This is a genomic window from Desulfomonilaceae bacterium (assembly GCA_041662605.1).
Taxonomy (GTDB): Bacteria; Desulfobacterota; Desulfomonilia; order Desulfomonilales; family Desulfomonilaceae; genus CAJBEZ01.
The window spans coordinates 1-21,085 of the sequence record JBAZSD010000020.1; the positions used below are offsets into that span (position 1 = coordinate 1).

The window sequence follows — 21,085 nt, forward strand, 5'->3', positions numbered from 1 at the left end:
AAGGGCCATCACTTCAGACCTCATCCAATGAGGACCGTCAAGATGACTCAAGCGTGTAATCTATCTCTCTACAAATCGCGAGAAAAAAATGCCTCTCTTTGTCCTGAACCCATAACTGAGGGTTTACGAAGATAACCAGGAAATTGTTTGACCTAGCTTGACCTCACCCTCTTCTTTGCCCAAAGTAATTAACCGAATTAATGCCCGATGAAACACCATTTCGTCAGTCATGAAGTTTCCTGAAGCCAGTTCATCTTGATTCCATCTTATTCAGCGGAAGCTTGACTATAAAGGTAGCGCCCTGCCCTGGCTTGCTCACAACCGATATGTCACCATTATGGTTTTTCACAATGCCGTAACTCACAGCGAGCCCCAACCCCATGCCCATTCCCTCTGTAGAATCCTTGGTGGTAAAGAATGGATCAAAGATCTTATCCTGAATTGCTTCGGGCATCCCGTGACCGGTATCCTGGAACTGGATCTCGACCCATTCATCGACCTTGCAGGTTCTTATTGTGAGTGTACCACCCCCGCTCATCGCATCCAATGCGTTAAGAATAATGTTCATAAAGACCTGTTCCATGAGATTGGCGTCAACCAACACCTCGTTGAGGTCCAAGCTATAGTCCTTTATAAGTTCTATTCCGAAAAATCGTTGCTGATGAACTATTATTTCGAGAGTTTGCTCAAGCACGTCCTCTATTCTGTGAGGCATTTTTTGCACGGGCATCTCCCGAGCGAAGTCGAGAATCCCCCGTACAATTCGTGAAACACGAGTTGTCTCACGAACAATTATTTCCAGGTCCTTCCGAGTTGATTCATCGTCTTTAAACTTCTTTGTCAAAAGATGGGCGAACGTAAGCACTCCGGTGAGAGGCTGGTTAATTTCATGAGCGATTCCTGCTGAAAGTTTTCCAAGTGATGAAAGCTTTTCTGATCTGAACAATTGTTTCTCGAGTTTAATCTTTTCCCGCAAGTCTGTAAAAATTCCTACCGAACCTGACTCCCTTGCGTTTTCATAAAGAATCGCAGCCGATATATAGACTTCAATTTCATGGCCATATTTGTCCACAAGTGAAATTTGCCTCTTTTGTAGTATGTCCGGCCCTCCAAAATCGTCCGACTTCAAATCCTTCATGATTTGTCTGGCTACACCGGGAGGATATATTTGCACAATGTTCATTTTCCCTATGACTTCTTCTTTTCGATAACCAAGGAGTCTCTCTGCCGCAGAATTGAAAATAATGATCTCGCCACCTTTTCTTATACAAGCTATTGCGTCTGGCGAGCTTTCAATAATGTTTTCCCTGAAGCGATAAGCCTTTTCCAGTTCCGTGTTCGCCTGACGCACCAGAGTCTCGAGGTTACGCGTGTACTGTTTAATCTTCTCTCTGAGCGCTACTTTCTCAACCGATCTCCTTAGTGATAGAGACAGGAGTTCTTCTGCGACAGGTTTGGTCAAGAAATTTGAAGCTTCATTCCTCAAGCATTCTACGACCATGTCCATGTCACCGTGACCTGAAATAACAATGACCTCAGCATCGTGATTCAATTGCTTGATTCGACGAAGAACCTCAACTCCATCCATACCAGGCATTCTCACATCCAATAAAACTACATCCGGAGCCTCATCTTTGAAGATTTCCAGAGCCTTGGGGCCATCAGACGCCGTCCATACCGAATGCTGATCAAGTTCGAGAGTTATTCGCATCATGTTGCGAATACTCTCTTCATCGTCAACGAGAAGAATTCTGGCCATTCTCCTTCACCATCATACCTTTTAAGCAGGCAGTTCTCTGGCTAATTCCAGCCGTCCTTGTCGAAGTAATCCCAGAGGTCATCTCGAAGCGTTTCGTACTCGTCTTTGACGTCCTCATAAGATCGAGCGTTTTCAATAGCCAGAGCCACCTGCTCGGCAAAACCAAAAAGAAACCTCGATTCGTCTTCGGAAAATTTTCTCAATTCCGAGGTGTAGACCCTTAACGCCCCTATGACTTTGTTTCTGACGATAAGAGGAACACTAAGGATAGAGGCTATGCCCTCTCGTTTGGCTTCGGCTGGGTACTGGACTCGTGGATCTGTGGAAGCATCCTCTATCCAAACTACTTTGCCGTTCATAGTAGTGTCTGACAGGCTTTTGGATGAATCAAGAGGGCCTTTGTCCACATAGTTACGACTAAGGCCGTAATAAGCAAAGATGCGCAATTTCTCCCTGGTCTTATCCATGAGGCTCAAGGAACTGGCCTTGACCTTCATGACCTTTACTACGCCCTGAACTATTAGATCCAAGACCTCCTTGAGGTTCAAAGTTGAGGCAATAGCATTTTTTATTTCCGCAAATGTGTCCTCACGATAGCGCTTTTCCATGCGGGCTTTCCTATCGTTCATGATCTTTGCCACAAGGTCTGTAAGCTGGTCAGGCGTAAAGGGCTTTCTGATGTAATCAACAGCTCCCATTTTCATCGCCTTCACTGCGGAATCGACCGTAGAATATGCGGTAAACATGATGATTGAAAGATCCGGATCAATTTCCAGCATGGATTCCATAGCCTGCAGACCGTCCATGCCGGGCATCTTTAGATCTGTTATCAAAATGTCAAAGCCTCCTTCTTTTAAGGTCTCCAGGGCCTCCTCGCCATTCCTGCATGTTTTGACCTGGTAATTTTCTTCTTCGAGAATACGGGAAACACTTTCCAGAACTATTTTTTCGTCGTCCAGCGCCAAAATCTTCACTTTTTTATTTTCCATTTTTTCACTCCAAAACAAAGATCACTTTTTTATTTATCGAATTTATGAAAAATATCATTTACCCAGCCAACTTGATTTGTGACCTTGATCTCAGGAGCCGTTGAAGCGCCTGACACGTGAGGTATACTTTTTTTCAACCCATCTATGTCCCGCCTCACACTTTCATAGGCCATAGCGTTTTCCAGCGCTCTAGCCGCCTGGTCTGCGAATTTCATCAGTAAAGTCATTTCATCGTTGTCGAATAGTCTTTCTTGAGCGCTATATATTCTCAAAGCTCCCAGGATCGTCGTGTCCAGTTTGAGAGGAATCGAGAGGATGGACGCAATACCCTCAGATCTAGCATTCTCCGGATAATGTAGGCTTGAATCGAAGTCCTTTTCCCCAATGAGAATCGGTTGCCCAGATTGAAATATTTCGGAAACGCTCTTTTCGCTGTTCAGGATCCCTTTTTGAACATATTCTTCACTCAATCCGTAATGAGACGCCACATCTAGACTTTGGTCTTTTTTATTATATATAAGGACGCAGGCGCCCTTTACTTTGAACAGCCCAACCACACTGGTGCAGATGAGTCTTAAAACTTCCTGAAGGTCTAGACTGGATTTGATAGCTTTTTCCGCATCTCCGTACAACATTTCAATTTCTTTGTCGCGGCGTTTCTTTTGAACTTTCTGGAGAGCCCTCTCCGTAACGGATATAAGCTCTTCAGGGGTGAACGGTTTTGGCAGGTAATCCAAAGCGCCAAATTTCATCGATTCCACTGCGGAATCGACTGTGGCAAAACCTGTGAACATTACTACCCCGGTGTTAGGATGATCCATAGCTACGGCCTTTACAGCTTCCATTCCGTTCCGGTCAGGCATCATTAGGTCAGTTAGCACAATGTCGTAGGACTGTCTGGCAAGACAATCCAGAGCCTGGTCTACCCTCATTGCGCCTTCAACCTGGTATCCCTCTTCTTCAAGAATTCTTCTGACGCTTTCGTGAATGATTTGCTCGTCATCAATGACCAATATAGTTGCCCTCGGTTTCCCGGCGGCGCTCATGTTTACCTCCTTGTCTGCCAATATAGTGGATTTGGTTCCCATATTTCATGAACATTTTAACTTCGTCACAACGCAGTCAATCTCACTCTACAAACATTGGTGTTTTCGTTGAACAATCTGTAAACACCAAACTTTGGAAAATTGACTGGCGCAAAAACCAAGCCCCGTCTGATCCTGGACGTAATCTTGACTGGGGCCACGAAAGCGCTCTGAGTTGAAGCTACCTCCACGGGCGCTCCATCTTCAACACCCAACTCCGTGGCGTCCTCAGGATTGATTTCCACATATCCGCCGGGACATAGGCTCAAGAGTTTCTTGGATCTGGTTGAGGTTGATCCAAAATGGTACATAGAGCGCCCAACTATCATTTCATAAGGATATTGAGCCGCCTCTCGGTCTGGGGCTTCCCATGTTCGCACCGGAGCAAAGGAATATGGCCTTTCCGATATGTTTCGTTGAGACGTTCCCTGGAAAGGATTCAAAATCTTTCCATCATCCCTGAGGTCATCAAGCGTGAGCCTGTTGTAAAGGGGAACCGTGCGCGATATCTCATTGAAGATGTCGGCAGCCCGGAAAAAACCCATTGGTTTTCCCATTGACCTTGCCAATTCTTCAAGAATGGACCAATCCGGCATCGTGGGAGACAACGGGGGAATCACCTGATTCAGCCTCTGGACCCGATGCTCTATATTGGTCATAGTCCCTTCTTTTTCGGCAAACGAGGCAACAGGAAAAACGCAGTGGGCCAATTCGGCAGACGGACTCAAAAACATATCGTGAACAACAAGTAATTCCGCTTTGTTCAAAGCTGAAGCCCAGCGGCCGGCATTGGGGTAGTCTGTCAGAGGATCAGCTCCGGCCAGGAATAAGGCTCGAATTTCTCCGGCTTCCAATCCTCTTGCGATTTCTGTAGTTGTTTTGCCCCTGTTATAAGGTAACCTGGTCTTCCAGGTTTTTTCAAATAAATCTCTTACTTCTGCCATATCCTGATAACCAGGCATATATTCCGGCATTACTCCCATGTCGCACAATCCGACAATGTTTCCCTTTTCAAATACAGGATAAATCGATGCGCCTGACTGTCCCATATTGCCGGTCAGCAGAGCCAAATTCACTAGGTTCATCACACACTGGAGCCCGTTTTCCTGGAGGATCACGTCCCCACCGAAAATGATCGACGCTGTAGACGCCTGGGCAAAAACTCTGGAAGCTTCCTGAAGTTCTTCAAAGGATATACCTGTCCTTTTCAAGATTCCTTTGAGGGGAATCTTGTCAAGCAGACCCTTCATTGAAAGAAAATTTGTTGTCCTATCTCTGACAAACTTACCATCCCAAAGATCCAGGTCCAAAATGACCTTCATCATACCGAGAGCTAGTTCACTTTCGGAGTAGGGCCTAATTCTGAGTCTCAGCCGGGCAAAAGGGTCAAGGCTCGTCTCTCGGGAATTGGCTACCAGAACATTGCTATCATATTTTCGAGAAGCTATCTTAATTTTCCATCCTAAAGCAGGAGTTTCTTCGACCGGATCTATTCCAATGACAAGAACCGCTTCGGTTTCGAGGAGATTTTCAAGCTTGTTAGCGACACCTTTGACTCCACAAGTTAGTTCCAGGGCTCGCTGAACTCTCAGAAAACTGAACCGAGCTTCGCTATCTATATTATTTGTCCCAATCACGGCTCGAAAAAACTTTTGAAATGCGTAGCAATCTTCATTGGTTAATCTGGGGGAAGCCAAACCCGCCACGCTATCCGGACCCGACTCACCGATCATCCTCTGCAGCTTTCTGGATACATGAGAGAGCCCCTCTTCCCAAAACACAGGAACCAGGGAGCCATTCTTTCGCAAGAGGGGCGAGACAAGACGTTCTTCGCTATGAATGAGATCGTAGCCAAAGCGCCCGCCTACGCACAAAGTTCCTTTATTATGGGAGGCTGGATTCGCAGTAATTCTAACGATTGTGTTGTCTTTGACATTCATCTCCATTCGACAACCGGAAGAACATAGGGGGCAAATTGTCTCGGTTTTCCTCAATTCCCAAGATCGCGCCAAATTCTTGAACTGTTTGTACGACATGGCGCCGCTAGGGCATGCCTCAACACATTCCCCGCAAAAGTCACAATTTAGAACTTTACCATCTTTGGCGCCGATTTGAGCATTGTAACCGAGGTCATGAAGAGCCAGTGCGCCAGCTCCTATCACTTCATGGCAAACCTTCACACATCTAAGACATGTTATGCACAGGTTTGGATTATACTGTATCAAGGGCCAATTTTTGACGACCTCACCGCTACGAGTCCCCATAATATTGTCCGAGCCTGAAATACCAAGCCTATATGTTAGGTTCTGAATCTCGCATTCACCCGCGGCCGGGCAAATAGGGCACTCGAGAGGGTGGTCCATTAATACAAGCTTCATCACCTCTTCTCTGATGTTTCTCACATGGGGAGTGTCGGTATGTACCCGCATCCCCTCTTTTACCAGGGTGTTGCAAGAGGTCATAGGACGAGATACACCCTCAATCTCCACCACACACATGCGGCAAGAATCTGAAGGTGTAATTTTTGGATAGTAACAAAGGGTTGGGATCCATATTCCAGCTTGACTTGCGGCCTCAAGGATAGTCATCCCATCAGAAGCTGCAATTTCAATATCGTCGATTGTAAGAAGAGGCATTTTTCGGCCCTCGTCTGGTGGAAACAAATCATGCGAGTTTTTTGGATTTCGCTTCATCAACCATGAGTAGGATCAGGTGAAAACATCTCAAACATCGACTTGCTTCTATAAATGAGCTTTTTTGGGTCAAGCCCGAATCGACTTCACGGAAACTAGCAATTCTCTCTAGTGGATCAAGTTTTGTCCTTGAAACTTTACCACCTTCTCTACCGGGAGTCCGCGCCGTAACAAGAACTCCTCGGTCTTGTTCAATTCTCGCTATCAAATCTTCTATCCATTGACTGTCTGGAGGGGCGCAAATCCCCGTGGTGACATACTCGTGAATCATCCTGGCCGCTCGTTTCCCTCCGGCAAGACCATGAACCACAGTAAGGGGTCCGGTAACCGCGTCGCCAGCGGCGAATACACCGGGCCTGGACGTCATCATTGTTGAAGGATCCACCCGAATGGTGACATGGCGGGTGATTTCAATTCCATCTTCCGGGGATAGGAAATCCAGAGCCGCTGTTTGCCCGATCGCAGGGATGAGCGTGTCGGCCTCCAGGACAAATTCTGATCCAGACACAGGAACAGGCCTCTTTCTTCCACTTTTGTCGGAATCCCCGAGTTCCATACGAATACACTTCAGTCCAGTCATTTTTTTGTTTAGCGCCAGGATTTCTACTGGCTGAGTCAAGAAATGGAGATCCACTCCCTCTTCTCGCGCGTCTTCGACTTCTTCCGGGTCCGCCGGCATCTCCGATTCCGTCCTTCGATAGACAATGGAAACTTTGGGAGCCCCCATTCTCAGGCATGTCCTAGCGCAATCGATAGCTGTATTCCCTCCCCCGACAATGACCACGTTTTCTCCAAGTCGTAATTCTCTTCCCAGGTTTATGTCTCTTAAGAAATCAATCCCTCCCCCGAAAACGCCTTCGATTCCATCGTTTTCGCCCTTAATTCCGAGCGGCGAGGACTTGTGCGACCCAATTCCGAGAAATACCGCCCTAAAACCCTGCTTAAACAGGTCGGATATTTTCAAATTCTTCCCGAGAGCGAGTCCCTGTTTAACTGTTATTCCCAGATCCTGAAGAATGGCTATTTCTCGCCCGAGAACGTCTCTCGGTTGACGATATGGTGGTATTCCTACTGATACCATGCCCCCTGAACGAGGCAACGCCTCAAAGATAGTTACGGGGTGCCCCAAGCGATTCAGATAATATGCGGCTGACAATCCAGCGGGCCCGGCGCCCACGACCGCTATTGGATGACCGGTCAGTTCTACCTTTTCAATTGGAGGCTGGAGGTGATGAATCATCTCGTAATCAGCGGCGACTCGTTTCAGAGTCTTAATTGGAATGGCCACGTCTCCCATATTGGCGACACTACAAGCCTTTTCGCACGGAGCCGGACAAATTCGGCCCGTAATTCCGGGAAGAGGCATCTCTCTCCGAATTATCTCCAGAGCGTCTCCGTATCGCAGTTCCTGCAGCATTTCGACATAGCCCGGAATATCAATATGGCATGGACAGGTATTCATACATGGAGCTGAAATACTTCCCACGAAACGGATGGAATCGTTGGACACTCCATGTTTCAGGGCATCCACAAAATGTTGCCTGAAATGAGTCAGACCATCTACAAGTAATTCTCCAGCGCTTTGACAAACTGAACACTTGGCACCGTCGTTCAGGACTACAGCCATGCGTTCCAAAAGGCCCAGATCCGACTCCTTGCCTTCTCCTCTCATGATTCTATCCAAAGTAACCATTATTACCTTGGACCCTTTTATGCCTGTTATGCATTTACCACAGCAATATTTTGACTGAATTTGCTTTACATACTCCGCAACCATGGGAACAAAATTGAAGGCTTCTTCGAATTGCAAAAAGCCCTTTCCGCTCATCAACGCTATGACATTACCCGGAAAACTTTTTTCTGAAGGAAAATCTTCCAGACGACCCCCTTCGATGATGCTCTCACCATCTTTACAGCGCCTAAGCGCTTTTCCCCAACGTCCAAAAATTATGGACTTCATTTGGTCCTCCGATCAGCAGGAAGCTCCAAAATCTACCAAGCCAAAATTTCGGGATCAATTCAGTGAAAAAAGTTTCTAGGAGATCTCAAACTCTAAACGCTTATAGGATTGAACCAAAAGTTCATCAAAGTTCTTTGCTCTTTTCGCCTTTAGAGAAAATTTACAGTTAGCCAGGGGGTTCTCCCATGAAAAAAGGATGGTTAGTTGAAACTGCCCTCAAGAAGGCGACTGATAAACCCTTACTCAATTCACCTAACGAAAGAAAAAAGACATGATATCACTACAAAACTACAACGTGTATTTGTAAGGCGCCAGCCGTTTCCCGGCTTTATATAACAATTATATAGCCCATGATTGTTTACAAGTCAACCCGGGGAATATCGTCGATTGTACTCGTTTTCACTTGTAAATGATTCCATCAAAGCAATATGATCTTAGCCGCTCAAGTTTTTCAGACTGGATTAATATATGACTTATTGCGCTTCACAAAAGAAAGACGCTCTGGACTTCACGGCAATGGCTATCCTTGTAGTTCTGTGCTCCAGTTGGGGCTTGCAGCAGGTAGCTATCAAGATTGCAAATCATGGTATCTCCCCAATCCTTCAATCCGGCATCCGGTCAATCGGAGCGACAATCCTGGTTGGGATTTTGATGATAGTGCGACGTGAGCCATTAATGGAGAGAGATGGCACATTATGGTGGGGGATTGCTGCAGGTCTTCTTTTTGCCGCTGAGTTTCTTCTGATCTACGTTGGGCTCGGATTCACCAACGCCTCCCGAGCTGCGATATTCCTCTATCTTTCTCCGTTTGTGGTCGCTTTGGGCGCTCACATATTTATTCCAAACGAGCGTCTGAGAAGGATCCAAGTCATTGGGCTATGTTGCGCCTTCACCGGCATTATGGTTGCTTTTGGTGAGTCCGTAAGTTTGCCAACTCACCGGATGCTCATTGGCGACGCGATGCTAGCCCTGGCGGCGGTGCTTTGGGGCGCTACCACAGTGATGATAAAGGCGTCCCCCCTGGCGAAAATAGCTCCGAGCAAGACATTGATGTATCAACTTGTAGTTTCTGCCGTAACGCTTCCGTTAGGGTCTTTAGCGATTGGTGAACCCGGAATTGTGTCAATGACTCCATTGATAGTTGGAAGTATAGTCTATCAAATTGTGTGGATCGCTTTTATCACATACCTCGCCTGGTTTTGGCTACTAACACACTACCCGGCTTCACGTCTCGCCTCTTTTACCTTTCTCACACCACTTTTCGGTGTAATGGCAGGAGGGATTATTTTGCATGAGCCTATTACCCATCTGCTATTGATAGCGCTAGTTCTTGTGGGCGCCGGTATTTATTTGGTCAATTGCCCTGAGCCGGGTCGATCAGGATGAACGCTCTAACTTGCTCTCAGCCTCCGCCAGAATGATGAAAAGCCTGAATCAGAGTCTTTTTGATCGAGCCTACTTCTGAAATGTTCGTGGGCCTGTTCCATGAACGCTTCAATTCGGGTTTTTTCATTGGTTTTTTTCAACCCATCATGAACGAGCGTGAGCATGGGAATCTCTGGTCTGGCCTTCAAAGCCCTAATTAGAGCTGCGGTGACCACTGTCCCGTACGAGCAGTTTAGTGTCATCAGATTCAAAACACCATCAGCTCCTGCATCCAGATCCTTCAACGTTGTCGCGATAGGCGCAGTGATTCCTGCCGGGAGTTTCGTATCGGCATAATTACTGGCTGTCTTCCACATACCGACGCCCATGATGTCCATCGGCCCCCTTATAACTTGTCGCGCCGTTCGGGACACTCTTATGTTCAACTCCAATGCGGTCATCAACGTGTAAAAAAGGCCGTGACGGGCAGCAGCCTTGGACCTACCACTCAACAGGCTCCATACAAAATCTCTTAGAGCGCCTAGCTTGAAACAGTCCGACAGTGTAGGTGGGGCCCAGATATATCCACCATTCGCTTCAATTTCCCGGTAAACATCATTATTGGCGAATGGGACCACACGAGTATAATAATCTCCAGTTACGGCTATGGCTGGTCGTGGTTCATCGTCATCAGTGGGGAATATGTAGAGGTTGTGTAGAACCTGTTCCAACCCCTCTCTGACATGCCCTGCTTTAAGGGCCTCAAAAAGCTTGTTTCTGGAATCCACATAAACCCTATCAACTTTCGATTCATCTCTTGTCATCGGCCGAATCTCCAGGAAGAGGCTAAACAGCAAGTCGTACGCGTTGAGACCTTCCCATAGCCTCAGCATCATGCGTTGGTAATCAAGTTTTGAAATTCGAAACTCTTCCACTCCTCTCTCGATGTCCGTTATTACCTTCAGAGAAAGTCCCAGATCCTGACGAACTTTGTCGATGTACACAGGAAATTGCGCCAAACGACAAGCATCTGGATTGATCATATAAAACCTGGATTTTGAAACTGATGCGTCAGGCAATGCTAGCGCCAGTTTCAGGTAGTCGCCCAACACAAGCATATACGGATGACACTCGCCCCCTACCAAGTGTGGCCTCCCCAAGCTTTCAGTTTCCTGATCAGGAGGCGCAAGTACCCGAGTGTCTAGTCCTACCGACATTGCCGCAGCGGCGAAGGCGTATGTATGGTCACCCCAATAGGGCAGATAGAGCGTTTCAGCCCTTCCTACCTGCCTAGTTTTCCGCTGAGCGACTGTCGCTTGTACCGGTTCATTTGTATGCAAATCCTGAGGAACAGGTTTGTTCAAGACGTAGGAATTGGAGAGACGAATTCTTTTCGTTTCGTGACGAATTCTATCCAAAAAGGCTTCGAGCCGGGTAATCATACCAGCCCTGGATACATGCTCATCCATCTCGAGCGTCAGCAAAGGCTTTGAGCCAAGCGCATCCCTGATGTGACGAATGCTGAAAGCATCCGGGCCGCACCCAAAAAAACCTATATAGACTGGAAATAATCTTGGATCACGTGACACGTTCCGGGCCACTCTGATCATCTTCGCGTGGTATTTCCAACTAACTGGAGAGAAATCCTCATCAGAGACAGGATACAAGTCACCGGGCAATGAGCGTATATCAAACCTCTGAAAAAGATTTCCCAAGTTCATATTAAGAAAGGGATCCGATGTATGATATGGCTTGCCCAGAACAACTAGGGCTTGTTCCGATGCCCCAAGCCCGTTTAGGAATTCTTCGCCTTTTCGTCTAATTTCGGTGTTGAATGCTTTCAGCCGTTCAAGTCCTAGAGAGAAAGCGGCCTCGGCTCTGGGGTGAGAAAACCCGAGACCCACAGCCAGGCGAATATGCTCCTTTCGAAAAGCATCAGGATCGATCTCGCTGTTCACTGTTGGTTCAATCCATCCGATGTCAAAGATTCCCTTGAAGAATTGTGTAGAGGCCTGAATGTACGGGCAATATCCCAGCGGTTTGTCTCCGTTCTCGAAAGGGGGCTCACTCAATATAGCTGGATGGAATAGAGTTTTTGCCCCCAAATGAACCGCTTTGGCTATTTGTCCAGCCATAACCTTTATGGGTAGGCAGGTTTCCACTCTGAGAGATTGTGAACCAGCCTCGAACTGTTTCCTGTCCGTCTGGGGAGCCACATCAAGAAATACCCCAAGGTCATTCAAGAAGGCTTGCCAGAAAGGAAAATACTCATAGAACTGAGGGGAACGAACCATGGCCCAGCGTATAGCCGCCTGAGAATCACTTTGCACCAGGCTTTCCAACAATTTAGTTCTAAAAGAAAAGAGATTTAATCCCGCTCTGATCTTGTAATCCCTTTCCTCCGATTCCCACCTGTCACACATGCCTCCTTCAAATATACTCCGTTCGTGGATCCTGTATTTATTGATCTTACATTGGTTGGCGCATCCCTGACATCCAAACTGGTCTGTCTCCAAGTCTTCACTATACTGGAGAATTTCTTCATGACTTTTCGGAACTATTTCCTTTAGGTTGACCTTGTCCAGAGCGTTCAAGGCTGCGCCCATAGCGCCTGAAACTCTAAAAAATGGTGGGACCTGAATCTTACGACCAGTGTACTGTTTAAATGCAGCGCAAACGGCGGGTGTAGCAGCCACTCCCCCAAGAAATACAGTATTGAGCCCCAGTTCCTTGTGATTGGCCACTCTCTCCAAAAAGTTTTGAACTATGCTGATACAGACCCCTGCGGCCAGATCGTTAGACGACGCCCCATTGTTTTGGTGGTGGATAAGGTCGGATTCCATGAATACGGTACATCGATTACCCAGATCCGCCGGCTTATCCGCTGCGAACGCAGCCTCGGAAAACTCCATCCCCATATTCATATTAAGCCGTTGGGCCTGAGCCATGAGAAAGCTCCCAGTTCCAGCCGCGCAAACCCGGCACATTTCAAAATCTTTTATGCGCCCGTCTTGGAGGGCGATCCATTTCGAGTCCTGACCACCGATCTCGACCACCGTATCGACAGATGAATCAAAATAAAAAGCGGCCCTAGCTTGAGCCGTAATCTCATTTACAATGACGTCCGCGTCCAGAAGCCTCCCTACTAGATTTCGGCCACTCCCGGTGACTGAGATCACTTCTGGAGAAATTCCGCATCCGAGAAGCGCCTTCAGGACTTCCGCCACTGTCTCCAGCGGTCGAGATTGGGATAACCTATAATCCTCGGAAACAATTTTGCCACAAGAGTCAATGATCACCCCTTTTACAGACACAGAGCCCACATCCAGCCCCATGATCACGGGGGACCGCAAAGTCTCCGGGGCTAGGCCAACGACTTTGCAGGCAGGAGCGTCGACACCAACTCGTTCTAGAGGTTTGGCGAATGATCGCTCCGCCGGTTTCTTGATTGCTCGTTCGGCCATCATCTTCAATTGACCAAACGACAAGTCATGTCTCACCCCTCTACGAAAGGCAAGCTCAGCGCAACCAAGGGCTCCAAGCACCTTGAAATATGGAGCGACTACGAGTTTGTCAGGGTCGAGCCCTAACGCTTTTCTAAAAGCGTGGACAACGGCTTGATTGCTCATCACCCCACCCTGAAGGGAAATCACGGACTCTGGTGAATCACCCTTTATAAGGGTGGACATGTAATTTCTTACTAATGCGTTTGCCAGCCCCAAAAGGATGTCTGGAAGAGGAGTCCCTTCCTGAGCCTTGTGGATCATGTCCGTCTTCGCGAATACTGCGCATCGGCCGGCAATTGAGGCTGGGTTGGTACTCTGGAGGGCTATCGAGCCAAATGATTCAATTCCAATGCCCAGTCTCTGCGCCTGTTCATCCAAGAACGCCCCGGTACCAGCGGCGCATATTTCGTTCATTCTAAAAACCCGCACGCGAGGCATCCCGTTGTCAGACGAAGGTTCTATTTTTATGTACTTTGAATCCTGGCCACCAATCTCAATGATAGTCCTAATTTCCGGATTTATTTTATGGGCCCCCAGAGCGTGTGCGCTTATCTCATTAATAGCAGGGATTTCCATTGTCCTGGACAGAAGTTCCCTGGCGCTGCCTGTTACGAGAACCCCCGCCAAAGGGATGTCGCCTCCACAAACGCGCATCATTTGTTTAACTGCATCTAAAAAAGCTTGAAGAGGTTGTCCCCGAGTTCGAAGGTAAAGCGTGATCGGTTCGAATGAACCATCATTTATAAGAAAAAGGTTTAAACTGACAGACCCGCAATCAATACCGAGAAATCTCCTGAGCATGACTTATTCTCCCCAGACAATTTTTCATACTCATTTCCGCTGACTTCTTGCTTTAGGCAAGAACAAAGATCCATTCACTGAGAATGTAATAGATTCGCCTTGTACTGTTTTGTTACGACAATCAAAACACTTCAGGAGTTCCCACCAAAAGACATTAGTCCGACCTCCGTTGCAAAACGACAAATCGGGTCGTTAATCTTTCAAACCAAAAGTATTCCCCGAGTTCTCTCGTACACATCCTTTAAGTCGTCTTCGTTCGGCCGTCCTTTAATATTACCCATTCGACCGGCCGTAGAGAGATGTTCTAGCTTGCCGTGAAACTCTCCAAGGATAAACCACTCGCACACGATTTCGTAACCAAGATGATCAAACAATTGCCCCATATACTTTACGGCCGGTTGAGCTTCGTTGGTTCCGGTGTGGCCACCTCCGAACGTGCAATACACTACTGCCTTTTTACCCAATTTTCTCGGGGCGGCAGGCATTATTTGGCCCGATTGGCCATAGCGTTCACGGGTTTTCGTCAGGAACTCGATCATTGGCTTCCCGGGCATCCAGGTATAAACTCCAGATCCAACAAACACGAAATCATAGCTGAGAATATCTAGTTCAATATTTGGGGCAGCCTTTACAGTATCAACTTCATGCCCCATTCCCTTACCAGCGTTTTCTATTTGCTTGGCGACTTTGTCGGTATTGCCGGTGGCAGAGAAATAAAGATTCAGAATTTTCATGATTTTTCCCCTTCAGCGTGCTTACGATGGCTAGTTCATATATGATCCGTTCAACCGCATCAACATACATACCCATTGAGACATATCTAAATCAGGAAAGATTTAATTGCTTGCGACAACTTCCTGTTTGAAAAAGATCCGTTTCCTAATTCCCATCGTTCCATCAACTTTTGTCCAAAACGTCACGGACCATTTTCAGGAGTTGGCTTGCATCATACGGTTTTTCCACGAATCCGCTCGAACCAGAACCGTCTGAGTCTCCAGATAGTCCTTTGGTGGGATAACCACTTGAGATCAGGACCCTAGCATTAGGATCTACATCAAGAATCTCGGCCAGACACTGCTTACCGTCCATTTCCGGCATTATCCGGTCCAATATTACCAATGAAATTCTTTCTTTTTCCGTCAGGTATATTTCGAGGGCCTCTTTCCCGTTAACAGCAGTGAGAATCGTGTAACCAAAACTGCTCAGGAGTTCTTTACCCCAGTCACGCACTCCTTCGTCGTCGTCCACTAGCAGGATAGTCTCATTGCCTCTTTGGACAGCCGAGTTTGTGATTGGAAACACAGTATCTTTACCAATCTCAGCCGCAGGGAAATAAATCTTGAAGGTAGTGCCATGCCCCGGTTCGCTGTAACAAGTGATGTACCCAGCATGTTGTTTGACAATACCGTAGACGATTGCCAGCCCTAGACCAGTCCCTTTCCCTACCTCCTTGGTCGTGAAAAACGGCTCAAAAATATGAGACAAAGTTTGTTTGTCCATACCAATCCCAGTGTCAGAAACGCTTAGCGTCACATAAATTCCTGGTCTGGCTCCCAAATGACTTCGGCAATATTCTTCATTCAATTGTTCATTTCTAGTTTGGACCGTCAATGTTCCGCCATCAGGCATAGCGTCTCTAGCGTTCACCCCAAGATTCATGAGAATTTGCATAACCTGAGATGAATCGGCTTGCGCCAGTTCCAAGTCACCGTTTAGCTGGAGATCGATCTTGATTGTTTTCGGAATGGTGCGAGACAAGAGTGACTGGAATTCCACTATCTCCTTGTTCAAATTGATAGGGCGTAGCTTTGTTTGGCTTTTCTCCCAAACGTGAGCAGACTCTTTACGAGGTCAGCGCCCCGTTTACCTGCCTGATAGATTTTTTCAGCGTTCTTATAGTATTTTTGGTCTTGCTGTTGAAGTTTTAGCGTTAACTCAGCATAGCCAAGGATCACCTGAAGAATGTTGTTAAAATCATGGGCTATCCCACCAGCGAGAGTGCCGATACTTTCCATCTTCTGAGCCCAGAAAAGCTGATGTTGCAGTTCTATCTCGAGAGTTCTGTCGTGCTTAACCGCCACATAGTTCAAGATCCTGCCAGTCGGGTCTTTTACAGGAGAGATGACAGCGTCTTCCCGATAAAGAGTTCCATCCTTTTTCCTATTTACAAATTGACCTCTCCACACTTCCCCGCGTCCGATGGTGTCCCAAAGCTCTGTGTAAAACTTGCGTTCCTGACGTCCGCTTTGCAAAAGTCGTGAGTTTTGTCCAATGGCTTCGTCTCGAGGGTAGCCAGTAATCGTCTCGAACGCAGGATTTACATACTCAATAGTTCCGTTTGTGTCAGTAATGACTATACCTTCCGCCGCTTGCTCTACAGCGGTTGCTAATAGCCTTTGATACTCTACTGTTCTTTTCCGCTCGTTGATCTCTCTTTGAAGTTGCAGATTGGTTTCAGCAAGTTCAGTGGTCCTTTCCCGGACCCGAATATCCAAATTGTCACGAGCTTCTTCCAGTTTTTTGTATGTCCTGGATTGTTCCGCCAGGCTTTTGAAAATGGCGATTGCCATTATAGCAAGTCCTCCCACCAAAGCCGCAAATACCATTCCCCATAGCGAAGCGGTATATCCACCCAGATATTTAGACCTTGGCGCCACATTCACTAACCACAACGGTGTGTTAGGTATCTCTCCACCACAAACAACAAAAGAGTCTTTCGCAGATCCCAACCCACCGCAATGGGTCTCTACTACCTCAGATCCAGATAACAAAGTCGGCGAAATCCCGAGTAGTTCGAAAAGCTTCTTTCCTAAAAGATCTTTTGGACCTTTAATCAAAACGCCTCTTGAATCTGTAATCCCTTTGAATTCATCAGTGGCCGGAGAACCGTGGAACTGAACCCGGCTTTCAAGGGTCCCTAGATTCAGTCTCATTAGTAAGCAGCCTCTTTCCTGATCTTTGTAAGTAAACCTCTTGAAAACAAACACTGCCGGCTGCAGGCCTGAATCGATCACACAAAAAGGAGATGTTTTCCCTAAGGTTTCTACAATTTTCCCCAATTCTTCATCGTCTAACCCCGTCGCATTGGATGACGAAAGAGTCTCCGCTACGACTCGTTTCTCCTTTGTGTCAAAAAAGATTATCTGATCGAAGACTGGGCTATTTCCGGCCCGCACGTTCCTCTGAAATCTTTCAAACTCGTCCGTTATTTCGGCCACGGCTACGGTCAGCCCATATTCCATACGCATTCCCAGCGCCTTGTTTTGATAATAGACCTTGAGAGCCCTGCAGTTCAAAAGTGTCTCAATGTCACTGATTCGTTGTTCGAAGTACTCGTTCAGTATGGAACGGTCGGTCCTGCTTTCTTGAGAAAAAGAACGAAGGCTCGCTTCTGCAAGTGAACTTGAAGAATCGTAAACTCGAATCAACAGATAAGACACGAAACAGGAAAGAATCGTCAACAGCCCACCCAAGAGCCAGCACAATCTCACGAACCTTTGTCGATTTGTTGCCAGAGTCTTTCCCGAGCTATCAGTCATCTTGCCGTTTATGTGTTATTTTCCAATGTTAGGGAAATAACCTGTGATCAGGGGATAATATTTAATGATAAGTTCTCTAAGCTTGCCGTTATCTCTCAATTTGCCCAAGAACTGATTAAAAGATTCCAACAGCTTAGGTGAATCTTTAGAAATACCAAAAGCCATGAATTGGTCATTGGTGATTGCGCCGATGACTTTTATCTTTGCTGGATAATTTGCGATCGCCAGCAAGGCGTCTGGGGCGTCCTGAAGGGTCAACTCACAGTCCCCTTTTATGATAGCGGCGGGAAGATCATTGAGTTGCAATCCTTCTATGTATTTGGAAACGCAGCCTTGTATGTTGTACAAACCCGGATCCAGGCATGTTTCTCTAATGCCGAGGATCTGTTTTCCTTTCAAGAGATTTTTGGTCAGAAGTACATCTTTGGCAGGGTCACCAGTCGGCCGAATGGGGTTCAGATCGTAGTCCGCTCGAGCAACTACCCAAATAGCCGTAGGGAAATATGAGTCAGAGAAATTAATTACCTTCTTTCGCCAAGGTAGGACGGTTAAGCCATTTCCTATAATATCACCCTTTACAGGAGTTTCCCCAGTTATTTCCACTTCATCTCCGTTAGGGATCACCCTCTTTCCGGAAAGGTCACCTATTACCGTTTCCCATGATGTGAGCACGTGTTCGTATCTGACACCTATCTCTGATGCGTACAGCTTCAGGATGTCCACATCCAATCCATCCCCGTCGCCTGTCACAAAATTCGAATATGGAACTCCAAGATGCCTCAAGACGCCTGATATTTTTATGTGGTCCAAGTCCGCTCGGGTCAGCGGGGTAAAGACCAAACCGATAATTACACTTACGAGAACCGTAACGACAGTTTTAAACATGGCTATCTAGCTCCTTGAAATGGAAGTGTCCTGGGAACCGACTGTACTCAACGGTCAGTAAGATGATGATGAGTCCTCGTCTGTTTTACCACCTCCCTTTTCCTTCAGGGGATCAATTCAAATTCAGTATAGAGATCGAATTGTTTAACAAAAATGCTACTTTGTATTTCAATCAGGACTAGTGATTGGTTTTTGAGGCTGACAGAAATTGGTCCTGTTTCGGATGAGGTCCCATCCATGTCACTTTACCAGTGTCGATATTGTACAGTGCCCCGATGACCTTCAATTTCCCACTTCTTACTCTGTTGGAAATTATGGGGCTTGATTTAAAAAGATCTTCGATCGCCTGCCAAACGTTTGCGTCGATTGCAGCGTTGATCAACGCATCTCCCGAAACGCCGGGGTTGTTCTTTTTGGCCTGAGCGACAGCCGGGACAATGCTCTTGACAAGAGTTGAAATATTGCCATGGACTTCTGCTCCCTGCACAACAGCCGTGACTGCGCCGCAATGGGTGTGTCCCAATACCAATAAAAGAGGTGTGCCCAGATGATCGGCTCCATACTCCAAAGACGCTGTTTCGTCCACATTTGCCACATTGCCGGCCACCCTTACAACGAATATGTCTCCTATCCCCTGGTCAAAAATTGCTTCAACGGGAACTCTGGAGTCTGAACACGACAATAAGCTTGCAAACGGAGTCTGGCCTTTGACCGTAGTTAACTTTCTACGGTCCGGGCCCTCGTTCGGACGGCTTGGTTTACCTTGGACAAAACGGTCGTTCCCTGCTTTAAGCATGTTAATCCCAACATCGGCGGAAATCCCGGAGCCTACCTCGCTAGCCAGGACCAAAGGGATGTAAACAAAGATAACCGCTACTAGAACACCCAGAAATGCTGTCTTTCTCATTTTACGCTTCTCCCCAAAGAAATCATACATTTGATAACAGTTTCCCACTAGACCGGAATTCAGCCCTACCACTCCCCATGAAACAAGTCCTCAGCCATTCACGTTTGGCTTGAGAATTGCTCTCCTCTCATTTTATAATATCGAACATAACTTTAAATGATGCAACTATCTAATTTAAGATAAATTCTGCCGATCTACCAGGCTAGAGACCGTATCCCAGGAAATCGGCAGAATGGTGGGTTTAGCGCAAAGGTGTTCAAGGCTTATGTATAAGTCATCCAAGAGATTCTTCTTAACGGTAGCTCACACTGAGTCTACCGCAGCCGGATTTTCCCCTTGAGTCTGACGTTCCAGAACGTATCGATGCGCAAGCCATTTCGTCTCGTACCGCGGCCAGTATTCTTAAACCTTCCTCCAAGTCCTTGACACTGGGCCTCCTGACATCTTTGGAAAACCTTTGATAATAAGGATCTTCACAACCTCCTAGTTCAAAAAGAAGGTCGTTTACTCTTTTTCTCCACTTATCGAAAGAACAATTGTCGAACTCTGTTTCCACAACGGCTCCATGTACACGTTCACGCTCCATAAAATCCCGTCCCATATCATAGAGAACTTCTGTTTTTTCGAGGTTACTCATGTCTACAGGCATGACGATCACTCCTTTCACCACACATGTTCCGAGAAGTCATCTTTGGGCGCATGACAGGAAATCAATCTCCAAATATTGCGCCTCTTGTCTGTGCCTTATTCAAAAGCGGACTTGTACACGAAAACGTAATCCTGATCGTTGATGTCAACAGAAATATCTGCACCACGTGATTCAGCGTACACTAGCCAGCTCGGTTTCTCTCGATCGCAGCATATTGTGTCGGGTGAAAATTTTCCACTGTTCCTGTCAAACCACGCCAACAGCATCGGATCCGAAGACATTTCATGCGCCTTACGATCTGCAATGGCTTTGGCGCTGCAAAAATTCAAACGCATATCATCTACCCGCATTTGAACCGGATGACTCAGCATTTCTTTTGTTAAATGTTTGCAATTAGTCATGTCGACCTCCTCGTGTTTGTCTCAAATTACGTAACGAGACTCACAACAAAATCGTTTCAATTTCATTAATTCATAGATGTGCAATCGTATCATTTGATTCAAATACAAATTATTTCTTATCTTTGAGTAGAGTCTCAAGTTCAATGAATGGCGTATTAACAATTATAGCCTCCAACTCTGTGCCGTCACTAAATTCTCCCGATTCCCGCTCCTCCAGATACCTGGCGTGCTCCTTATCATGACATCGCTCACAGAGTAATTCCCAGTTGCTCCCATCCGGAGGATTGTTATCGTGGTTGTGATCCTTGTGATGAACAGTGAGTTCTTTCAATCTCTTTCCAGAGAACTCTTGCCCACATCTAGCGCAAACCCACGGAAACAGTTTGAGGGCACGGTCACGGTAGGTTGTCTCCCGAAGCTCTTGTTGACGCTTGGCTTCTGTTATTAAGACTTGCAGTTTGCTCTGCCCTGTCTTTGACTTGTTTGTCGCAATCTGCGACTTCTTGGGAAAACGGCTCATGTCAATAACCTCAGACGACCTGAGAA

The 21,085-nt window shown here is 46.7% G+C and carries 15 protein-coding genes; 1 reads left to right on the plus strand and 14 read right to left on the minus strand.

The genetic code is table 11. The features are described 5' to 3' along the window. Nucleotides 1–250: 250 nt before the first annotated feature. From WC647_14430 to WC647_14450, 5 genes are all read right to left on the minus strand, one after another. On the minus strand, nucleotides 251–1,759 hold the full coding sequence (locus tag WC647_14430) for a response regulator (protein MFA6223503.1): 1,509 nt from the start codon (nucleotides 1,757–1,759) through the stop codon (nucleotides 251–253). 41 nt (nucleotides 1,760–1,800) lie between these two features. Continuing rightward, nucleotides 1,801–2,748 (minus strand): response regulator, encoded by a 948-nt coding sequence (locus WC647_14435; GenBank protein ID MFA6223504.1) that lies wholly within the window; start codon nucleotides 2,746–2,748, stop codon nucleotides 1,801–1,803. Between the two features lie 29 nt (nucleotides 2,749–2,777). After that, a complete protein-coding gene (locus tag WC647_14440; GenBank protein ID MFA6223505.1) occupies nucleotides 2,778–3,794 on the minus strand; it encodes a response regulator in 1,017 nt (338 codons plus the stop codon). 65 nt (nucleotides 3,795–3,859) lie between these two features. After that, nucleotides 3,860–6,469, minus strand: coding sequence for a molybdopterin-dependent oxidoreductase (locus WC647_14445; protein MFA6223506.1), 2,610 nt, complete (start codon nucleotides 6,467–6,469; stop codon nucleotides 3,860–3,862). A 28-nt stretch (nucleotides 6,470–6,497) separates the two neighbouring features. After that, the gene (locus tag WC647_14450; protein MFA6223507.1) at nucleotides 6,498–8,486 is read right to left on the minus strand and encodes an FAD-dependent oxidoreductase; all 1,989 of its coding nucleotides are present in this window, start codon (nucleotides 8,484–8,486) and stop codon (nucleotides 6,498–6,500) included. A 468-nt stretch (nucleotides 8,487–8,954) separates the two neighbouring features. Between WC647_14450 and WC647_14455 the strand changes: the two genes are divergently transcribed. Beyond that, the gene (locus WC647_14455; protein MFA6223508.1) at nucleotides 8,955–9,872 is read left to right on the plus strand and encodes a DMT family transporter; all 918 of its coding nucleotides are present in this window, start codon (nucleotides 8,955–8,957) and stop codon (nucleotides 9,870–9,872) included. Nucleotides 9,873–9,877: 5 nt separating this feature from the next. On the opposite strand, the gene WC647_14460 is transcribed toward WC647_14455, so the two are convergent. The 9 genes from WC647_14460 to WC647_14500 all read right to left on the minus strand — a co-directional run bounded on the left by WC647_14460 (nucleotide 9,878) and on the right by WC647_14500 (nucleotide 21,059). After that, nucleotides 9,878–14,158 (minus strand): acyl-CoA dehydratase activase, encoded by a 4,281-nt coding sequence (locus WC647_14460; protein MFA6223509.1) that lies wholly within the window; start codon nucleotides 14,156–14,158, stop codon nucleotides 9,878–9,880. A 200-nt stretch (nucleotides 14,159–14,358) separates the two neighbouring features. Further along, nucleotides 14,359–14,892 carry a flavodoxin domain-containing protein gene (locus WC647_14465; GenBank protein ID MFA6223510.1) on the minus strand — a complete coding sequence of 178 codons (534 nt, stop codon included), beginning with the start codon at nucleotides 14,890–14,892 and terminating at the stop codon, nucleotides 14,359–14,361. Between the two features lie 163 nt (nucleotides 14,893–15,055). Further along, entirely contained in the window at nucleotides 15,056–15,934 is an 879-nt protein-coding gene (locus WC647_14470; GenBank protein MFA6223511.1) for an ATP-binding protein, read from the minus strand. An 11-nt stretch (nucleotides 15,935–15,945) separates the two neighbouring features. Continuing rightward, a complete protein-coding gene (locus WC647_14475) occupies nucleotides 15,946–17,697 on the minus strand; it encodes a PAS domain S-box protein (GenBank protein MFA6223512.1) in 1,752 nt (583 codons plus the stop codon). A gap of 15 nt (nucleotides 17,698–17,712) precedes the next feature. Further along, on the minus strand, nucleotides 17,713–18,582 hold the full coding sequence (locus WC647_14480) for a transporter substrate-binding domain-containing protein (protein ID MFA6223513.1): 870 nt from the start codon (nucleotides 18,580–18,582) through the stop codon (nucleotides 17,713–17,715). 178 nt (nucleotides 18,583–18,760) lie between these two features. Further along, nucleotides 18,761–19,489, minus strand: a complete 729-nt coding sequence (locus WC647_14485) for a carbonic anhydrase (protein ID MFA6223514.1) — start codon at nucleotides 19,487–19,489, stop codon at nucleotides 18,761–18,763. 292 nt (nucleotides 19,490–19,781) lie between these two features. Further along, nucleotides 19,782–20,138 carry a hypothetical protein gene (locus WC647_14490; GenBank protein MFA6223515.1) on the minus strand — a complete coding sequence of 119 codons (357 nt, stop codon included), beginning with the start codon at nucleotides 20,136–20,138 and terminating at the stop codon, nucleotides 19,782–19,784. A gap of 95 nt (nucleotides 20,139–20,233) precedes the next feature. Continuing rightward, nucleotides 20,234–20,539, minus strand: coding sequence for an AF1514 family protein (locus WC647_14495; GenBank protein ID MFA6223516.1), 306 nt, complete (start codon nucleotides 20,537–20,539; stop codon nucleotides 20,234–20,236). 109 nt (nucleotides 20,540–20,648) lie between these two features. Next, entirely contained in the window at nucleotides 20,649–21,059 is a 411-nt protein-coding gene (locus WC647_14500; GenBank protein MFA6223517.1) for a YajD family HNH nuclease, read from the minus strand. Between the last annotated feature and the right edge of the window lie 26 nt (nucleotides 21,060–21,085).